The organism is Cytobacillus solani, from assembly GCF_006704205.1.
Classification (GTDB): Bacteria; Bacillota; Bacilli; order Bacillales; family Cytobacillaceae; genus Cytobacillus; species Cytobacillus solani.
Genome location: NZ_CP041305.1, coordinates 1,805,483 through 1,823,202, shown reverse-complemented (window position 1 = coordinate 1,823,202; position 17,720 = coordinate 1,805,483). Strand labels below are relative to the sequence as shown.

Here is a 17,720-nt window from a genome sequence, read left to right as displayed (position 1 = left end):
TATTATTCTAAATAGCAGGGTTTATCGTTTATGATTCCCATAGATAAAAGACAAGTCTGAAATAGACTTGTCTTTTTTTTATTTAAAGGGTGCCTTTTTCTAACGGTTTCTCAATAAGCTAATAAATTTTTTATAGGATTATGTCGTATCGAAAACGATCATTTCGTCAATCTTTTTAGCATTAAGGCAAATGAAGCATATATCTCTCCTTTTTTTCCCTTTTGAGCCTTTAAAGATCGAAAAAGTGGAATAGGATGTGTGATTCATTCGATCATTTTGTTTACTTATTAGATATTTCAGGGAAATAAGTCGAACGAAAAAAGTGGTCTTGTCCACCATTTTGACAAACTTCTTTCTGTTTCAAACTTATAATGATTTGCAACGATAAAAAGTGGGGAGTGTAGTTAAAATGGCAAATAGTGTAGAAAGGAATGTAGTCCAACCGCTTGGAGAAGTGAATTTTACTAAACCTAAATGGGAGTTTACAAAAGGATTAAATAAATTTCAGCAGATGTGTGAGACTGTCTTTCTAAAAAAAGGCTATCTTCTTTTATTGATCGGTTTTTTACTTGGAAGAGCGCTGATTTTAGCCCAACTGACACCTTTTAGCCTCCCTTTCTTCGCAGCTGTGTACTTTTTAAGAAAGGAAAAGGCACCGATTGCTCTTATAGGATTGATCGCAGGAGCTGCAACCCTATCTATTTCTCATGCTGTATCTGCATTTGGAATTAGCTTTTTATTTTTGCTTGCCTATCGTATCGCAAAAAAATGGCTTACTAATGAGATTAAGGCATTGCCGTTTTTTGTGTTTTTTACAATTACTGCAGGAAAACTATTGGAAGATTTTATAGTAACGAAGCAGCTTACACTTTTTGATGGAATGATGGCTGGTGTAGAAGCAAGCTTAGGTTTTATTCTTACACTCATTTTTGTTCAGAGTCTCCCATTATTGTCTGTTAACAAGCGAAAGCAATCGTTAAAGATAGAGGAGATCGTTTGCCTAATTATTATGTTGGCTACCGTCATGACTGGTACGATTGGCTGGACTGTTTATGGGCTTTCCATTGAGCATGTTATGTCAAGATATTTAGTGTTATTATTTGCCTTTGTTGCCGGTGCAACAGTAGGCTCTACGGTAGGCGTTGTAACAGGATTAATATTTAGTCTTGCCAATATAACAAGTTTCCACCATATGAGTTTGCTAGCTTTTGCGGGTCTGCTTGGTGGTCTATTAAAAGATGGAAGAAAGATAGGTGTGTCGGCAGGTCTTTTAATAGCTACTCTCTTAATTGGGATGTATGGTGAAGGAGGAGGCGCTCTTTATAAAACTTTATTAGAGACAGCGGCTGCTATTCTCTTGTTTATTTTTACACCTCAAGCGTTATTAACGAAGCTTGCAAAACATATTCCAGGCACAACTGAACATGCTGCGGAACAACAGCAATATATGCGGAAAATGCGAGATGTTACAGCTCAAAGAGTGGCACAATTCTCAAACGTATTTCAAGCCCTTTCAAAAAGTTTTTCATCCTATGATGAGCCATCAGAATGGAAAGAGGATGAAGGAGCACGTGAGTTAGATTATTTTCTAAGCAATGTTACCGAAAAAACATGTCAAACATGCTTTAAAAAGGATCATTGCTGGACAAGAAACTTTGATACAACATATGACTACATGAAAGAAATTATGAATGAAATGGAAGATAATCATGGCGATTTATCGCCGAAGCTATCACGAGAGTGGGAAAAGCATTGTACACGTTCGAAGAAGGTAACAGATACAATCCAACAGGAGTTAACCTTTTACCATGCGAATCAAAAACTAAAGAAACAGGTACAGGAAAGCAGAAGATTGGTAGCTGAACAATTACTAGGTGTATCAGAGGTGATGGGTGATTTTGCAAAGGAAATTCAAAGGGAAAGAGAAAATCATCATAAACAGGAAGAGCTTATTTTAGAAGCCTTACAAGAGTTTGGTATTCAGATTGAACAAGTGGAGATTTACAGCTTGGAACAGAGAAATGTAGATATTGATATGACTATTCCTTACTGCAACGGGCATGGAGAATGTGAGAAACTGATTGCGCCGATGCTATCGGATATCCTTGGAGAATCCATTGTTGTCAGTTCAGAGGATTGTTCAACCTTTCCTAATGGTTTCTGCCATGTAACTTTCCGTTCTGCTAAAGCCTTTACTGTTGAAAGTGCGGTTGCTCATGCAGCTAAAGACGGGGGATTTCTTTCCGGTGACAGTTATTCTACGATGGAGCTTGGCTGTGGAAAGTATGCCATTGCTATTAGTGATGGGATGGGGAACGGAGAACGAGCACATGTGGAAAGTAAAGAGACACTTCAGCTGCTTCAAAAGATCTTGCAATCAGGGATTGAAGAAAAGGTAGCCATTAAGTCGGTAAATTCTGTTTTATCATTGCGCACGACTGATGAGATTTTCTCAACATTAGATTTAGCGATGATTGACCTCCAAAATGCAGGGGCGGAATTTCTGAAGATTGGGTCGGCACCAAGCTTTATCAGGAGAGGAGATAAGGTAATAAAAATACAGGCTAGTAACCTACCAATGGGAATTATACAAGAGTTTGAAGTAGATGTTGTCAGTGAACAGCTAAAAGCAGGGGATTTATTAATTATGATGAGTGATGGGATTTTTGAGGGACCGAAGCATGTAGAAAATTTTGATTTATGGATGAAGAGGAAAATTATTGAATTGAAAACAGAGGACCCGCAGGCGGTAGCCGATTTGATCATGGAAGAGGTTATTCGTTCAAGATCTGGCTTTATTGAGGATGATATGACGGTCATTGTTGCTAAGATCAAGCATAATACACCGAAGTGGACTAGCATTCCTGTTCATAAAATAAGAAAAATGGCTAATTAGTTAATTTAACCTAATAGCTAATAATATATGTATATTTCCCTTCTTACCGGTCGAAAATGAGAACAACGAAGGTATAGGAGGGACGTTTTATGAAAACGGGAACATTGAAGCAGATTTTATTAATTACGGACGGCTGCTCGAATCAAGGAGAGGACCCAATTGCGATGGCCGCGTTAGCAAAAGAGCAGGGGATTACAGTGAATGTCATCGGTGTGATGGAACATGATGTCATTGATGAAAAGGGAATGAATGAAATCGAGGGCATCGCGATGTCAGGCGGAGGCGTCAGTCAGGTTGTTTATGCAAAGCAACTATCACAAACCGTTCAAATGGTTACGAGAAAGGCGATGACACAAACCTTGCAGGGAGTTGTCAATCGTGAGCTGCAGCAAATTCTAGGGGGCAGCAAAAAAGTAGAGGATCTCCCGCCGGACCAGAGAGGAGAAGTGATGGAGGTTGTTGATGAGCTTGGTGAAACCGTTGAGCTGGAAGTGCTTATACTAGTGGATATGAGTGCGAGTATGAAAGAGAAGCTTCCGACTGTAAAAGAAGCCTTGCTCGATCTTTCCTTAAGTTTAAATGCCCGTTCAGGTGATAATCATTTTAGCGTATTCGTCTTTCCGGCCAGAAAGAAAGAAGTCGAAAAGGTTCTGGACTGGACTCCGAATCTTGGTTCGCTCACAAGTATATTTGGGAAATTAACAACTGGCGGAATCACCCCAACGGGCCCTGCCATTCGTGAGGCATTAACTTATTTTAAGAAAAAACGATCATTAAGGAGTTTGTTCTCTCGTGATGATGAATCATTCTTTGAAGAATCAGTTTAATGTAAAGCCAGGAACACTTATAGAAGGAAAATGGCACCATAATCAATATAGAATTATAAAGGAACTAGGATTTGGGGCAAACGGTATTGTCTACTTAGCTCAATTCCGCAATCAGTCGGTTGCGCTGAAAATGAGTGATAATGGCATGTCTATTACTAGTGAAGTGAATGTTCTAAAATCCTTTGCAAAGGTCCAAGGGTCTGCCCTCGGGCCTTCTTTACTTGATGTTGATGACTGGCAGCAAAGGGGCGGGCAAATTTCCTTTTATGTAATGGAATATATCCAAGGTCCAGATTTATTAACCTATATTCAGCAAAATGGGCGAGTATGGGTAGAAGTGCTTATATTACAGCTTTTAAACGATTTGCATACGCTTCATCAAAATGGCTGGGTGTTTGGTGACCTGAAGCCCGATAATTTGATCGTAACAGGGCCGCCAGCGCGTATACGTTGTATTGATGTCGGTGGAACGACTATTCAAGGAAGGGCAATTAAGGAGTTCACAGAATTCTTTGATCGAGGGTATTGGGGACTCGGATCGAGGAAGGCTGATCCGAGCTACGATCTTTTTGCAGTTGCTATGATCCTTATTAATATCTCTTACCCAAAGCGATTCAATAAAACCTCAGGTGACCTTAAACAGCTTGAGGTCATGATTAAGGGGAAAGATGAGCTCAAAAAATATGAAGGCACCTTAATACATGCCTTAAAAGGGAACTTTTCAAGTGCGAAGGAAATGAGGACGGCGATGCTGCAGTTTAACCAGCCCCACCCTAATCATAAAACACGCCCTCCCCAAAGAACACAAACTCAAACAAGACAATCGAATAAAAGTGTAAGCAGGCAAACGTATACTAAAAAAAAGAAAAGAAGCGGTCTTTTTGAAACCACTTTAATTTTTATTATTATTTCTCTTCTCTATATGTTCTATATTTATGGTCAATTAACATAAAAAATTAAATGATTAGTTTCATGCAAGTCATCTATGCTATGCTTCAAGAAGAACATATTTAGACATTATATTTTTATGATAAGGAAGAAGTATATGCTGGATGCCAAGATCAAAGCTTTTTTACAGCGAAAAGGTATAGAGTTAAATAATAAGAAACTTTTAATTGGGGTGTCAGGTGGACCAGACTCACTGGCCCTGCTTCATTATTTGTGGGGGAAGAAACAAACGTTCGATTTATCAGTTGTTGCCGCTCATGTGGATCATATGTTTAGAGGCGAAGAATCTTATGCAGAAGCACAATTTGTTCAGCAATTTTGTGAGGAAAGAAACATCCCTTTTGAAATGACGAGAATAGATGTTCCTAACTATATTGAAGAGACAGGCAAAAGCGCTCAGGCTGCATCTAGAGAATGCAGATATCAATTTTATGAACAAATGATGGAAAAGCATCATTCAGACTACCTTGCCCTCGGCCACCATGGGGATGATCAGGTAGAAACGATTCTTATGAGGCTAACCAGAGGAAGCTCAGGAGATGCAAGAGCGGGGATCGCTTTTAGCAGACCGTTTGGAAATGGATATATCCTTCGGCCTTTTCTATGCTTGAATCGATTGGAAATTGAAGAATATTGCATAAGCCATCAGCTTGATCCGCGCCGAGATCCAAGTAATGAAAAGGGAATGTACAGCCGCAATCGGTTTCGGAAGGAAGTTATGCCCTTTTTAAAAAAGGAAAATCCCCATGTTCATGTGCATTTTCAGCGATTTAGCGAAGAAATTCAAAGTGATGAAGCTTTTTTGCAGGAATTAACGATCCAAAAAATGAATAAAGTAATGGAAAAGAAGGCAACTAGGGAAATAATAATAAATATTAAAGAATTTCGAGAAATGCCAATGCCTTTACAAAGAAGAGGGATTCAACTAATATTAAACTATCTTTATAAGGAAAAACCTACATCTTTATCTGCCTTACATATTGAGAATGTTTTTGCATTAATGAGCAGTCCCCACCCATCCGGAACACTTCATTTCCCAAACGGTTTGAAAGTTGTGCGTTCATACGAGAAATGTCAATTCCTTTTTCGTCTTCAACCAATACAATCCTATCGTTTTGAAATGAATGAGCCTGGAAAAGTCGAATTACCCAATGGCAGCTGTATGATGTTCGAATTTACAAACTGTCCTGAAGGTTCTATTCAAGCAAATTCCCTTCTTATACAGCGGGACGATTCTTTGCTTCCTCTTGTTATTCGAACGAGGAAAGATGGAGACCGTATGACATTGAAAGGAATGCAAGGGTCGAAGAAGGTAAAAGATATTTTTATCGATTATAAAGTGCCTTTGCAAGAAAGAAATTTTTGGCCAATTGTAACAGACAGCAATGGCCAAATCTTGTGGGTGCCAGGATTAAAAAAATCTCATTCTTCAACTGGGCAGCAGTCGAATGCTAACTTTATTCTTTTAACTTACATAAGGCAATGATTCTTCTAGGAGGCACGCTGAAAATGAAAAATGATATCGAGAAAATTTTAATAACAGAAGAAGAAATTCAAGAAAAAATTAAGGGCCTTGCTGCAGAGCTAACTGAGGAGTATAAAGATAATTTCCCCCTTGCTATTGGCGTTTTAAAAGGTGCTATGCCATTTATGGGTGATTTGTTAAAACGAATCGATACGTATCTTGAAATGGACTTTATGGATGTTTCCAGCTATGGCAAGTCAACTGTTTCATCGGGTGAGGTTAAAATTGTTAAAGATCTTGACACATCTGTTGAAGGCAGAGATATCTTAATTATTGAAGATATCATCGACAGTGGTTTGACTTTAAGTTATTTAGTTGAATTATTCCGTTATCGCAAGGCAAAATCAATCAAAATTGTTACATTACTGGACAAACCAACAGGACGTAAGGCAGATATTAAAGCAGATTATGTTGGATTTATCGTTCCTGATGAGTTTGTTGTTGGGTATGGTCTTGATTATGCTGAGAAATACCGGAACCTTCCATATATTGGTGTACTAAAGCCTGAAGTATATAGTGATAATAATTAAGTCAATAATTGTAAGAAGAAACATCCAAGAATGATCCTTTCTACATGAAGAAGTGAACCAGTTTTGTCAAGTGCAAATCCTTGTATTGGCACGATTTTCTATGATACTATACATTATAGTTTGTTTACCGTGGGAGGAGGTAAAGGATGAATCGGATCTTCCGGAATACCATCTTTTATTTATTAATATTTTTGGTAATTATCGGCGTCGTTAGTTTCTTTAATGGGAACAATGAGCCAACGAAACAAGTCTCTTATGATGAATTTGTTACACATTTAGAAAATGGTGACATTAAATCCATTACGATGCAGCCTGAGAGAGGCGTTTTTGAAGTAAAGGGCCAGCTTGAAGGCTACGAAGAAGGCAAGTATTTTGTTACTTATGTTGTAAACAGTGATAAGATACTTGATCGAATTGATGCACTTGCTGCACAAAACGCTGAGGTGGATTTTCAGCCAGCTAAGGAAACAAGTGGATGGGTTACATTCTTCACTTCAATTATCCCTTTCATCATTATTTTTATTTTGTTCTTCTTCTTACTAAACCAAGCACAGGGCGGTGGAAGCCGTGTGATGAACTTTGGTAAAAGTAAGGCAAAGCTCTATGATGACAGTAAAAAGAAAGTCCGCTTTAAGGATGTAGCAGGAGCGGATGAAGAAAAGCAAGAGCTTGTTGAAGTCGTTGAATTTTTGAAAGACCCGAGAAAGTTTGCAGAACTAGGAGCTAGAATTCCGAAAGGTGTGCTTCTTGTAGGACCTCCAGGTACAGGTAAAACGTTGCTTGCGCGAGCTGCAGCTGGTGAGGCTGGTGTCCCGTTCTTCTCTATTAGTGGTTCAGACTTCGTTGAAATGTTTGTCGGTGTTGGTGCATCACGTGTACGTGATTTATTCGAAAATGCTAAGAAAAATGCACCATGTATTATATTTATTGATGAAATTGATGCGGTTGGACGCCAGCGTGGTGCTGGCTTAGGCGGCGGTCACGATGAACGTGAACAAACGCTTAACCAATTGCTTGTTGAAATGGATGGATTTGGCGCCAACGAAGGAATTATTATTGTTGCTGCAACAAACCGCCCGGATATTCTAGATCCAGCATTGCTTCGTCCAGGACGTTTTGACCGTCAGATTACAGTTGATCGCCCAGATGTTATTGGACGTGAAGCAGTTCTTAAAGTACATGCCCGCAATAAGCCATTAGATGAAGGTATTAATCTAAAAGCCATTGCACAGCGTACTCCTGGATTCTCAGGTGCTGATTTAGAAAACTTATTGAATGAAGCAGCCCTTGTTGCGGCTCGTCGGGATAAGAAAAAAATTGATATGACTGATATCGACGAAGCAACTGACCGTGTAATTGCTGGTCCTGCGAAGAAAAGCCGTGTGATTTCTAAAAAGGAAAGAAACATCGTTGCCTTCCATGAAGCGGGTCATACAGTTATAGGTGTAGTTCTTGAAGAAGCAGAAATGGTTCATAAAGTAACGATTGTCCCTCGTGGGCAAGCTGGCGGATATGCTGTTATGCTTCCGAAAGAAGATCGCTTCTTTATGACAAAACCAGAGCTTCTTGATAAAATTGTCGGTCTACTTGGTGGCCGTGTTGCAGAGGAAATTGTGTTTGGCGAAGTAAGTACTGGCGCTCATAATGACTTCCAGCGTGCAACAGGAATTGCTAGAAGAATGGTAACAGAATTTGGAATGAGCGATAAGCTCGGTCCGTTACAGTTTGGCCAATCCCAAGGCGGTCAGGTCTTCTTAGGAAGAGATTTCAATAACGATCAGAATTACTCTGATGCGATTGCCTATGAGATTGATTTAGAAATTCAGCGTATAATTAAGGATTGTTATGCAAAGGCGAAAAAGGTACTTACTGAAAATCGCAAAAAACTTGATTTAATTGCCAATACGCTACTAGAAGTAGAAACGCTCGATGCGGAACAAATTAAGCATCTAATTGATCATGGTACATTACCTGATCGTCCTGTCAAAACAGATGAAGCATCTGCTGGAGATGTTAAAGTAAATATTAACGTCAATAAAGAAGAACTTCCTGAAAAAACGACAGAGGCAAAAGAAGAAGATTCAGCTTCTTCTAGAGAAGAAAGTCCGCAAGAAACGAAGGACGATCGAAAAGAATAAATGGAAAAGCGCTCCTAGCAGAGCGCTTTTTTTTCGCGAAATTTACATCGATTTAATTCCGATTACACGTTGCTAACCGAGTTATGTTATGATGTGTTCAGTGAAAACATTGTCGAATTTAACTATAAAAAAAGTGGTGAGAAGATTGATATTCGTATTTGATATAGGGAATACAAATATGGTTCTAGGTGTATATGACGGAGATACTCTGAAATACCATTGGAGAATTGAAACGAACCGAAATAAAACAGAAGATGAATATGGCATGCTGATTAAGTCACTGTTTGACCATGTAGAGTTGAAATTTGCTGATATAGATGGAATTATTATTTCTTCGGTTGTCCCACCGATAATGAATGCACTTGAAAGAATGTGTCATAAATACTTTCATATAAAACCGCTAATTGTTGGCCCTGGTATGAAAACAGGGTTAAATATTAAATATGAAAACCCAAGAGAAGTTGGAGCAGACCGCATTGTGAATGCTATTGCTGCCATTCATGACTATGGCAGTCCGCTTATTATTGTTGATTTTGGAACAGCGACTACCTATTGCTATGTCAATGAGCATAAACAATATATGGGCGGTGCAATTGCCCCGGGAATTGGGATTTCGACGGAGGCATTATATTCAAGAGCTGCCAAGCTGCCAAGAATTGAAATCGCACGACCCGATGATATTATTGGGAAGAACACGGTGGCAGCGATGCAGGCAGGAATCTTATTTGGTTATGTTGGTCAAGTAGAAGGAATTGTTAAGAGAATGAAGGATCAGGCAAAAGGAAATCCTACCGTTATCGCAACCGGTGGATTAGCAAGCTTAATTGCAAAAGAATCAACGATTATTGATATTGTTGATCCATTTTTAACTTTAAAAGGCCTTCAGATTATTTATAAGCGTAATATGGAGACATTAAAATAAATAACAAGAGATTGACAAGTGAAAGGGGTTTACAAATGAGTGATTATTTAATTAAAGCACTTGCTTATAATGGACAAGTCCGGGCATATGCTGTTCGGACAACGGAAACGGTTGGTGAGGCACAGCGCCGTCATCAAACTTGGCCAACAGCTTCTGCAGCATTAGGGAGAGCCATGTCAGCTGGTGTGATGATGGGTGCCATGTTGAAAGGTGAGGAAAAGATAACAATTAAAATAGAGGGCGGCGGTCCGATCGGTCCTATCTTAGTGGTTAGTAATTCAAAAGGGGAAGTAAGGGGATACGTGACGAATCCGCAAACCCATTTTGATTTAAATGAACAAGGGAAACTCGATGTTCGCCGTGCAGTCGGGACAACAGGGACATTAACTGTTGTGAAAGATATCGGGATGAGGGAGCATTTTACAGGTCAGGTTCCAATTGTATCTGGTGAATTAGGAGAAGATTTCACGTACTATTTTGTTACTTCGGAACAAACACCATCTTCTGTTGGTGTAGGAGTACTTGTTAATCCTGATAATACGATTCTTGCTGCTGGTGGGTTCATTTTGCAGCTTATGCCGGGAACTGATGATGAAACAATTACAGATATTGAAAATCGCTTAAAACAGATCCCTCCTGTATCTAAACTCATACAACAAGGGCTATCACCAGAAGAACTATTAAGTGAGCTATTAGGGAAGGAAAATGTGAAGATACTTGAGAAGTTACCTGTGGCATTCACGTGTACTTGCTCCAAGGAAAGGTTTGCAGATGCAATCACTAGTCTTGGAAAAGAGGAAATTCAAGATATGATTGATACAGAAGGCAAAGCAGAGGCACAATGCCACTTCTGTAATGAAATGTACCATTATTCAAAGGAAGAATTAGAAAAGTTTAAGCAAGAAGCGAAGTAAAAGGTGGAGTTTTAGGGGGAGGTTAAGGTGAAGAAGGAGAGGTTAAAAAGAGAGAAACTTTGGATAGTGATAGCTGGACTCATTTTGCTTAATTGCTTGACCGTGGCTTTTTTAATTTCTAAAGGGAGTACAGGCAGCAGTGAAGTTGTGGCAAAGGTAGGAAAGGAAAAGATCACACGGCAAGATTGGCTGAATGAAATGGAGTCTAGATACGGAAAAGAAATACTGAGTGAACTAGTTGACCAAAAAATCATAGAAACTGCCGGGAAGAAGTACGATATAAAAATATCAGATCAAGCGGTTGAACGGGAACTCATGGTTATTAAAACAATGTATGGCTCCTCTGGTGGTTACCAGTCATCAGATGAGGAAAAAATGCGTGAGCAAATAAAAAGCAGCTTGATGCTTGAAGAAATCTTAACAAAGGATGTTAAAGTATCAGAAAAAGAAATGAAGAGTTATTACGATCAGAATAAAAAGCAGTTTCATTTGCCTGACTCCTATCATATTTCTAAAATTGTAGTCAAAACAAAAAAAGCAGCGGAACAAACGCTGAAGGAGTTGGAGCAAGGGTCTAGCTTTGCAGTGCTAGCAATGGAACGCTCGATTGATGAGTTTACGGCTAATCTCGGCGGAGATGCTGGCTACATAAATGAAGATAGCGACCGTTATTCAAAGGACTTTCTTCAAATAATAAAAAAACTAAAGCCGGGTAAATGGAGTAAACCAATAAAGCTTGAGGACAGCTATGCAATTGTTATGCTTCATGAAGCTGTTAAGGGCAAGGAGTACAAATATAAGGATGTAAAAGATCAGATTAGAAGGCAGATTGCGTTAGAGCAAATGGAAATCCCTGTTTCTGCGAAGCCGCTATGGAATGAAACGGATATTGAATGGTTTTATGGAGAGCTTGAGGCTCACTAGGAAAATAAAAGAAACACGGACCAAGTCCGTGTTTTTTTCTGGGTTTTAGGGATAGGTTAATAAAGATTAGGCGAAAGTATGAAATTTAATTGAAAATTGAATTTTCCATTGCAAAACAATTGACTTTATAGGCTTTACTTGGTAAGTTTTAATTAAACCAATAAAAATACTCGGAATAAGAGGTGGGGCAAGTGGTACGTGTAGCAAATTCGATTGCAGAATTAGTAGGCCAGACTCCAATTGTGAAACTTAATCGCATCGTTGATGAGAATAGTGCAGATGTGTTTGTCAAATTAGAATATATGAATCCCGGGAGCAGTGTGAAGGATCGTATTGCTCTTGCGATGATTGAAGCGGCAGAAGAAAGTGGAGAATTAAAAGAAGGAGTAACCATCATTGAGCCGACAAGCGGGAATACAGGAATTGGCCTGGCGATGATTGCTGCTGCAAAAGGGTATAAGGCGGTATTAGTTATGCCTGATACAATGAGTATGGAACGACGGAATCTCCTTCGTGCTTATGGGGCGGAGCTTGTTTTAACACCTGGAGCGGAGGGAATGAATGGAGCGATTCGCAAGGCGGGAGAGCTTGCAAAGGAGCATGGCTATTTCATGCCTCAACAATTCCAAAATCCTGCTAACCCAGAAATTCATCGGAAAACAACTGGAAAAGAAATTACAGAACAAATGGGTGACCAGCTAGATGCGTTTATTTCAGGAATTGGAACTGGCGGTACAATATCCGGAGCGGGTGAAGTTCTTCGTGAAAAATATGAGAATATCAAAATTTATGCGGTAGAACCAACAGACTCTCCGGTTTTATCAGGCGGAAAACCGGGTCCACACAAAATTCAAGGAATTGGTGCTGGGTTTGTCCCAGATATTCTTAATACAGAAATCTATAATGAAGTGATCCAAGTGACGAATGATGAGGCATTTGAGTATGCTCGCCGTGCAGCAAAAGAAGAAGGGATTCTTGGAGGCATTTCTTCAGGAGCAGCTATTTTCGCTGCATTAAAGATTGCGAAAGAGCTTGGAAAGGGCAAGAAAGTGCTTGCGATCCTTCCTAGTAATGGAGAACGTTATTTAAGCACTCCATTGTACCAATTTGAAACGGAATAATCAGCAAAAGGCAACGGTCATTTTTGACTGTTGCTTTTTTTGATTAGGAAAAAACCACTGTTATGGAAAACTTTGTGATGAGTTCCTCTTCGTTCAGCCCCAGCGCCTATCCATTTATTCAAAATTTCTAAATTAAAATGAAAGAGAGGCGTTCTTCATGTATGATGAAAAAAGAGAATACATGGGGGTGCCTTCCGATGAAAAAATACCATTTACACGCAAAAAAGATTCCTTATACTTATAATCGTCTTTTTCCGCAATATCGCAAAATTTCCTTAGAGAAAGAGCATCATATATTATTGGAAAGCGGGCGCGGCGGACGCTACAGCATTGCAGCCTTTGATCCAGAAACGGTTTTAATCGGGAAAAACTCAAAGTTAGAAGTAATACATAAAGAAGGAAGACAAACCCTTGAAGGAAATCCGCTGCATTTGTTTAAAGACTGGCTCAGTCAATATGAAGCAGAAAGGTATGAGGAGTTCCCTGATTTTCAGGGTGGCGCAATCGGTTTAATTAGCTATGATTATGGCCGTTATATTGAAAAACTGCCGGAATTAGCAAGAGATGATTTGCAAATGCCTGATATTCACTTTTTAGTTTTTAAGGAATGGTTTGTGTTCGATCATCAGGCTGAAGTTTTGTGGCTTATGTTTCTATATGAGCAGTCTGATGAGAGGGAAGAAGTTGAAAACAGAGCTGAAAATTGGAAGAGGCGATGGATAGCGGAATATGCTCTTCCAAATTCAAAAAAACGCAACTGAAATAAGCACGCAAAAAGAAGTCTCCATGAGTGAGGAGATATTTATTCAGGCGGTTCAGCGTGTACAGCATTACATTTCACAGGGTGACGTTTTTCAGGTGAACTTATCTGTCCGTCAAAGCCAGCCGATCTCCCTTCCAGCACTGGATGTTTATGAAAAGCTTAGGGAGTTAAATCCCTCTCCATATATGGGATATATCCAAACACCTGAATATCAGCTTGTCAGTGCATCGCCAGAGTTATTGATTAAGAAAAAGGGAAAAGAGGTTAGCACTCGGCCGATCGCAGGAACAAGGTCCCGCGGAAAAGATGAATCAGAAGATCTTGAACTGGCAAATGAGTTAATTGAAAATGAAAAGGAACGGGCAGAACATGTGATGCTCGTCGATTTAGAAAGAAATGATCTTGGCCGTGTCTGCACATATGGGTCTGTTGAAGTAGATGAGTTTATGGTGATCGAAAAGTATTCTCATGTCATGCATATTGTGTCAAATGTAAGAGGTGAACTTGCTGATGGCAAAGATGGGTTTGATTTAATTGATGCTGTGTTCCCCGGAGGGACGATTACAGGGGCTCCGAAGATAAGAACAATGGAAATTATCGAGGAATTGGAACCTGTGACGAGAGGACCTTATACAGGTTCGTTCGGATGGATTAATTTTAATGGAGATCTTGAGCTGAATATTATTATTCGAACAATGCTAGTGAAGGATGGGTTTGCACATGTTCAGGCGGGTGCAGGTGTTGTCATTGATTCAAACCCAGTAAATGAATATAAAGAATCATTAAAAAAGGCTATTGCTTTATGGATGGCAAAAGAAATGGCAGAACAGGAAAAAGGTGATTAATGATGATTTTTATGATTGATAACTATGATTCATTCACATATAATCTCGTTCAGTACCTAGGTGAGCTAGGCGAAGAATTAGTTGTTAGAAGAAATGATGAAACGTCGATTGAAGAAATTTGTGAATTAAAGCCAAAGTTTTTAATGGTTTCTCCTGGGCCTTGCAGTCCGAATGAAGCGGGTATTAGCATAGAAGCAATCAAGGCATTTGCTGGTCATATACCAATCTTCGGGGTTTGCCTTGGGCACCAATCAATTGCTCAGGTTTTTGGTGGTGAGGTCGTTCAAGCAGAGCGGCTGATGCATGGAAAAACATCTAATATGCATCATGATGGGAGAACGATCTTCCAAGGGCTGCCCAATCCTTTTCCGGCAACAAGATATCATTCCCTAATTGTCAGGAAGGAAACACTGCCTTCTTGCCTCGAAGTATCCGCCTGGACGGCTGAAGGTGAAATCATGGCCATTCGCCATAAGGAACTGCCGGTAGAAGGTGTTCAATTTCATCCAGAATCGATCATGACAACGGCAGGAAAGGATTTGCTCAAGAACTTCCTAAGCTATTATTCAAAAATGGAAGTATTAAGGGGTGATTAGGCTATGTTTATCTATATGAATGGAAAAATTGTCGGGAAGGAAGAGGCTGTTATCTCCCCGTTTGACCATGGATACTTATACGGAATGGGTCTTTTTGAAACATTCAGAGTCTATGATGGACATCCCTTTTTATTGGATGATCATCTGGAAAGGCTGAATAATAGTTTAGAAGTGCTTAACATGAAAGTTTCTTATTCGAGGGAGGAGATACAGAGTGCGCTGCGCCTGCTTTTAGCAAAAAATCGTTTAACTGATGCTTACATCCGTTTGAATGTATCAGCGGGCGTAGGGGAAATCGGACTGCAGCCAGATCCTTATCTTTATCCCAATTTGATTATCTTTGCAAAGCCTCTGCCTCCATCAATGATCGGACAGGAAAAAAAGGCGGTTATATTAACTTTGAATCGGAATACCCCTGAAGGTGTGGAGCGTTTAAAGTCACATCATTATTTAAATAATATTTTAGCAAAGAGGGAAATAGGGGATATGCCTGAATGTGAAGGGATCTTTCTAACCAAAGAAGGGTTTTTAGCAGAAGGAATTGTCTCGAATTTATTTTGGCTAAAAGAGAATGTATTGTATACGCCGGCGATTGAAACGGGCATTTTAAATGGGATTACAAGAAAATTAATTATAAAGCTAGCCCAAAGGAATGGAATAGCTGTTGAAGAAGGTTTCTTTCAAACGGCTGAAGCCAAAAAGGCAGATGAGATCTTCGTTACGAATTCCATCCAGGAAATTGTTCCGATTTATTCATTTGCTGGGAGCGAGATGCCAGGCAATAACGGCGGCTTTGTACAAGATCTTCAAAAGCAATATAAGAACCTTAGCGGGTACTTGTGGAGCAGGAATGAGTGGTAAAAGGAGGTAAAAATACATGTCTACAATTATTCAATGTGGTCCTTATTCATTGGATTACAGCAAGAAGACGCTAATTATGGGGATTTTAAATATTACGCCTGATTCTTTTTCTGATGGGGGCAAGTATAATCACTTGGACCAAGCGGTGGAACGGGCTATGCAAATGGTACAGGATGGGGCAGATATTATTGATATTGGAGGAGAATCTACCAGACCTGGATTTATTAAGGTATCTGCTGAAGAAGAAATAGAGCGGGTCACTCCTATTATTCGGGCAGTTTCAGAAGCAGTAAATATACCGATCTCAATAGATACATATAAGGCTGAAGTGGCAAAAGAAGCGATAAAGGCAGGAGCCCATATCATAAATGATATTTGGGGTGCGAAAGCGGATGAGGACATGCCGAGGGTTGCTGCTGAACTTCAAGTTCCAATTGTGTTAATGCATAATCGTGCAAACCAAGATTACTCCGCTTTTTACCGTGATGTGGTTAATGATCTGTATGAAAGCATCTCGCTTGTGAGGCAGGCTGGAGTTAAGGATGAGAATATTATTTTAGACCCGGGAATTGGCTTTGCTAAAGACTTATCTTATAATCTAGAAATGATGAGAGATTTGGACAAGCTAGTATCCCTTGGATATCCTGTTTTACTTGGAACCTCTCGAAAGTCTATGATTGGCGGGGTGTTAGACTTGCCTGTTGATGAGCGGATGGAAGGGACTGGGGCGACTGTTTGTTATGGAATTCAGAAGGGATGTCACATTATGCGCATTCATGATGTGAAAGAAATGGCTCGAATGGCAAAAATGATGGATGCACTAGTAGGTAAGGGAGTTTATCATGGATAAAATTATTTTAAATAAGATGGCTTTTTATGGATATCATGGGGTTTTTCCTGAGGAAACCCATCTAGGACAAAGATTTATGGTCGATTTAACTGTGGAAACTAATTTAAAAAAAGCAGGGGAAACGGATCAGCTCGAATACTCAATTAATTATGGAGAAATCTATCAAGTTTGCAAAGAGATTGTTGAAGGAAAACCTTATAAGCTTGTCGAGGCAGTTGCTGAAAAGATTGCCGGGGAAATGCTTGACCGTTTTGAACCTATATCTCAAGTGACTGTGAGGGTAATTAAACCAGATCCGCCTATTCCAGGACATTATGAATCCGTTGCGGTTGAAGTAACAAGGAGCAGGATGTAATGAATAATGAAGCGTATATTGCACTAGGCTCCAACATTGGGAACCGTTTCGAGCATTTAAAGCAAGCGATCGAGGAGTTGAACTCTCTTCCAGATGTGAATGTAGTGAATGCTTCATCCATTTATGAAACGGATCCAGTTGGGTATGAGGATCAAGAGCAATTTTTAAATATGGTCATACAAGTGAACACGGCTTTAAGCCCAATTCAATTGTTGGAAGCGTGCCTTGCTATCGAAAAGGACCTTGGGAGAAAGAGGGAAATACGCTGGGGTCCTCGAACGATAGACCTTGACATTTTACTGTATAATCAAGAAAATATTAAAACAGAGAAGTTATTAGTTCCTCATCCTCGGATGCAAGAGAGAGCTTTTGTTATGATCCCTCTACTTGAGATTCAGTCCAGCATCAAGCTTCCGACGATGGAAAAGCCTCTTCAAGCAAGTTTAGAGGATATACCTGATAGAGAGGGAGTACGGATATGGAAGCGGAAAAATGGGGAAGACGTATTCGCGCTTTTCGTAAACTAAAAGGCTTTACACAGGAAAGCTTTGCCAAGGAGCTTGGTGTATCAGTATCGATATTAGGAGAGATTGAAAGAGGGAACAGAATGCCGGCTGCAGACTTTTTAGGGCGGGTTGCTTTCATGCTAAATATTACCGTTGAAGATTTAACTCCCCCAGATGAAAATAGAGAATAGATATTTAC

General features: G+C 39.7%; 16 protein-coding genes and 1 pseudogene. All 17 read left to right on the top strand.

What is annotated here, in order from left to right; translation table 11 throughout:
• The first annotated feature begins 409 nt into the window (after positions 1-409).
• A complete protein-coding gene (gene spoIIE, locus FI644_RS09395; RefSeq protein WP_142108243.1) occupies positions 410-2,896 on the top strand; it encodes a stage II sporulation protein E in 2,487 nt (828 codons plus the stop codon).
• Positions 2,897-2,985: 89 nt separating this feature from the next.
• On the top strand, positions 2,986-3,723 hold the full coding sequence (locus FI644_RS09390; RefSeq protein WP_053479369.1) for a vWA domain-containing protein: 738 nt from the start codon (positions 2,986-2,988) through the stop codon (positions 3,721-3,723).
• On the top strand, positions 3,692-4,675 hold the full coding sequence (gene prkT, locus FI644_RS09385) for a serine/threonine protein kinase PrkT (RefSeq protein ID WP_053479370.1): 984 nt from the start codon (positions 3,692-3,694) through the stop codon (positions 4,673-4,675). The genes FI644_RS09390 and prkT overlap by 32 nt, the downstream gene beginning before the upstream one ends.
• A gap of 93 nt (positions 4,676-4,768) precedes the next feature.
• Positions 4,769-6,157, top strand: coding sequence for a tRNA lysidine(34) synthetase TilS (gene tilS / locus FI644_RS09380; protein ID WP_056681692.1), 1,389 nt, complete (start codon positions 4,769-4,771; stop codon positions 6,155-6,157).
• A 23-nt stretch (positions 6,158-6,180) separates the two neighbouring features.
• Positions 6,181-6,726: a hypoxanthine phosphoribosyltransferase gene (hpt, locus tag FI644_RS09375; protein ID WP_053479372.1), complete on the top strand. Its 546-nt coding sequence runs from the start codon at positions 6,181-6,183 to the stop codon at positions 6,724-6,726.
• Between the two features lie 146 nt (positions 6,727-6,872).
• Positions 6,873-8,864 carry an ATP-dependent zinc metalloprotease FtsH gene (gene ftsH / locus FI644_RS09370; protein ID WP_056681695.1) on the top strand — a complete coding sequence of 664 codons (1,992 nt, stop codon included), beginning with the start codon at positions 6,873-6,875 and terminating at the stop codon, positions 8,862-8,864.
• A 145-nt stretch (positions 8,865-9,009) separates the two neighbouring features.
• Positions 9,010-9,786, top strand: a complete 777-nt coding sequence (locus tag FI644_RS09365) for a type III pantothenate kinase (RefSeq protein WP_172797593.1) — start codon at positions 9,010-9,012, stop codon at positions 9,784-9,786.
• Between the two features lie 35 nt (positions 9,787-9,821).
• Positions 9,822-10,700, top strand: a complete 879-nt coding sequence (gene hslO / locus FI644_RS09360; RefSeq protein ID WP_056681699.1) for an Hsp33 family molecular chaperone HslO — start codon at positions 9,822-9,824, stop codon at positions 10,698-10,700.
• 27 nt (positions 10,701-10,727) lie between these two features.
• Positions 10,728-11,624: a peptidyl-prolyl cis-trans isomerase gene (locus FI644_RS09355; RefSeq protein WP_053479376.1), complete on the top strand. Its 897-nt coding sequence runs from the start codon at positions 10,728-10,730 to the stop codon at positions 11,622-11,624.
• A gap of 191 nt (positions 11,625-11,815) precedes the next feature.
• Positions 11,816-12,745, top strand: a complete 930-nt coding sequence (gene cysK, locus FI644_RS09350) for a cysteine synthase A (protein ID WP_056681702.1) — start codon at positions 11,816-11,818, stop codon at positions 12,743-12,745.
• 197 nt (positions 12,746-12,942) lie between these two features.
• Positions 12,943-14,372, top strand: a pseudogene (locus FI644_RS27480) (anthranilate synthase component I family protein).
• On the top strand, positions 14,356-14,949 hold the full coding sequence (pabA, locus tag FI644_RS09340) for an aminodeoxychorismate/anthranilate synthase component II (protein ID WP_053479379.1): 594 nt from the start codon (positions 14,356-14,358) through the stop codon (positions 14,947-14,949). Before FI644_RS27480 ends, pabA begins: the two are co-directional and overlap by 17 nt.
• Before the next feature lie 3 nt (positions 14,950-14,952).
• Positions 14,953-15,810, top strand: a complete 858-nt coding sequence (pabC, locus tag FI644_RS09335) for an aminodeoxychorismate lyase (protein WP_056681705.1) — start codon at positions 14,953-14,955, stop codon at positions 15,808-15,810.
• 16 nt (positions 15,811-15,826) lie between these two features.
• Positions 15,827-16,660 carry a dihydropteroate synthase gene (gene folP, locus FI644_RS09330; protein WP_053479381.1) on the top strand — a complete coding sequence of 278 codons (834 nt, stop codon included), beginning with the start codon at positions 15,827-15,829 and terminating at the stop codon, positions 16,658-16,660.
• Complete coding sequence (gene folB / locus FI644_RS09325) at positions 16,653-17,015, top strand: dihydroneopterin aldolase (RefSeq protein ID WP_053479382.1); 363 nt, start codon at positions 16,653-16,655, stop codon at positions 17,013-17,015. Before folP ends, folB begins: the two co-directional genes overlap by 8 nt.
• Complete coding sequence (folK, locus tag FI644_RS09320) at positions 17,015-17,542, top strand: 2-amino-4-hydroxy-6-hydroxymethyldihydropteridine diphosphokinase (protein WP_053479383.1); 528 nt, start codon at positions 17,015-17,017, stop codon at positions 17,540-17,542. The genes folB and folK overlap by 1 nt, the downstream gene beginning before the upstream one ends.
• Positions 17,494-17,712 (top strand): helix-turn-helix domain-containing protein, encoded by a 219-nt coding sequence (locus FI644_RS09315; protein WP_053479384.1) that lies wholly within the window; start codon positions 17,494-17,496, stop codon positions 17,710-17,712. Before folK ends, FI644_RS09315 begins: the two co-directional genes overlap by 49 nt.
• Positions 17,713-17,720: the final 8 nt, after the last annotated feature.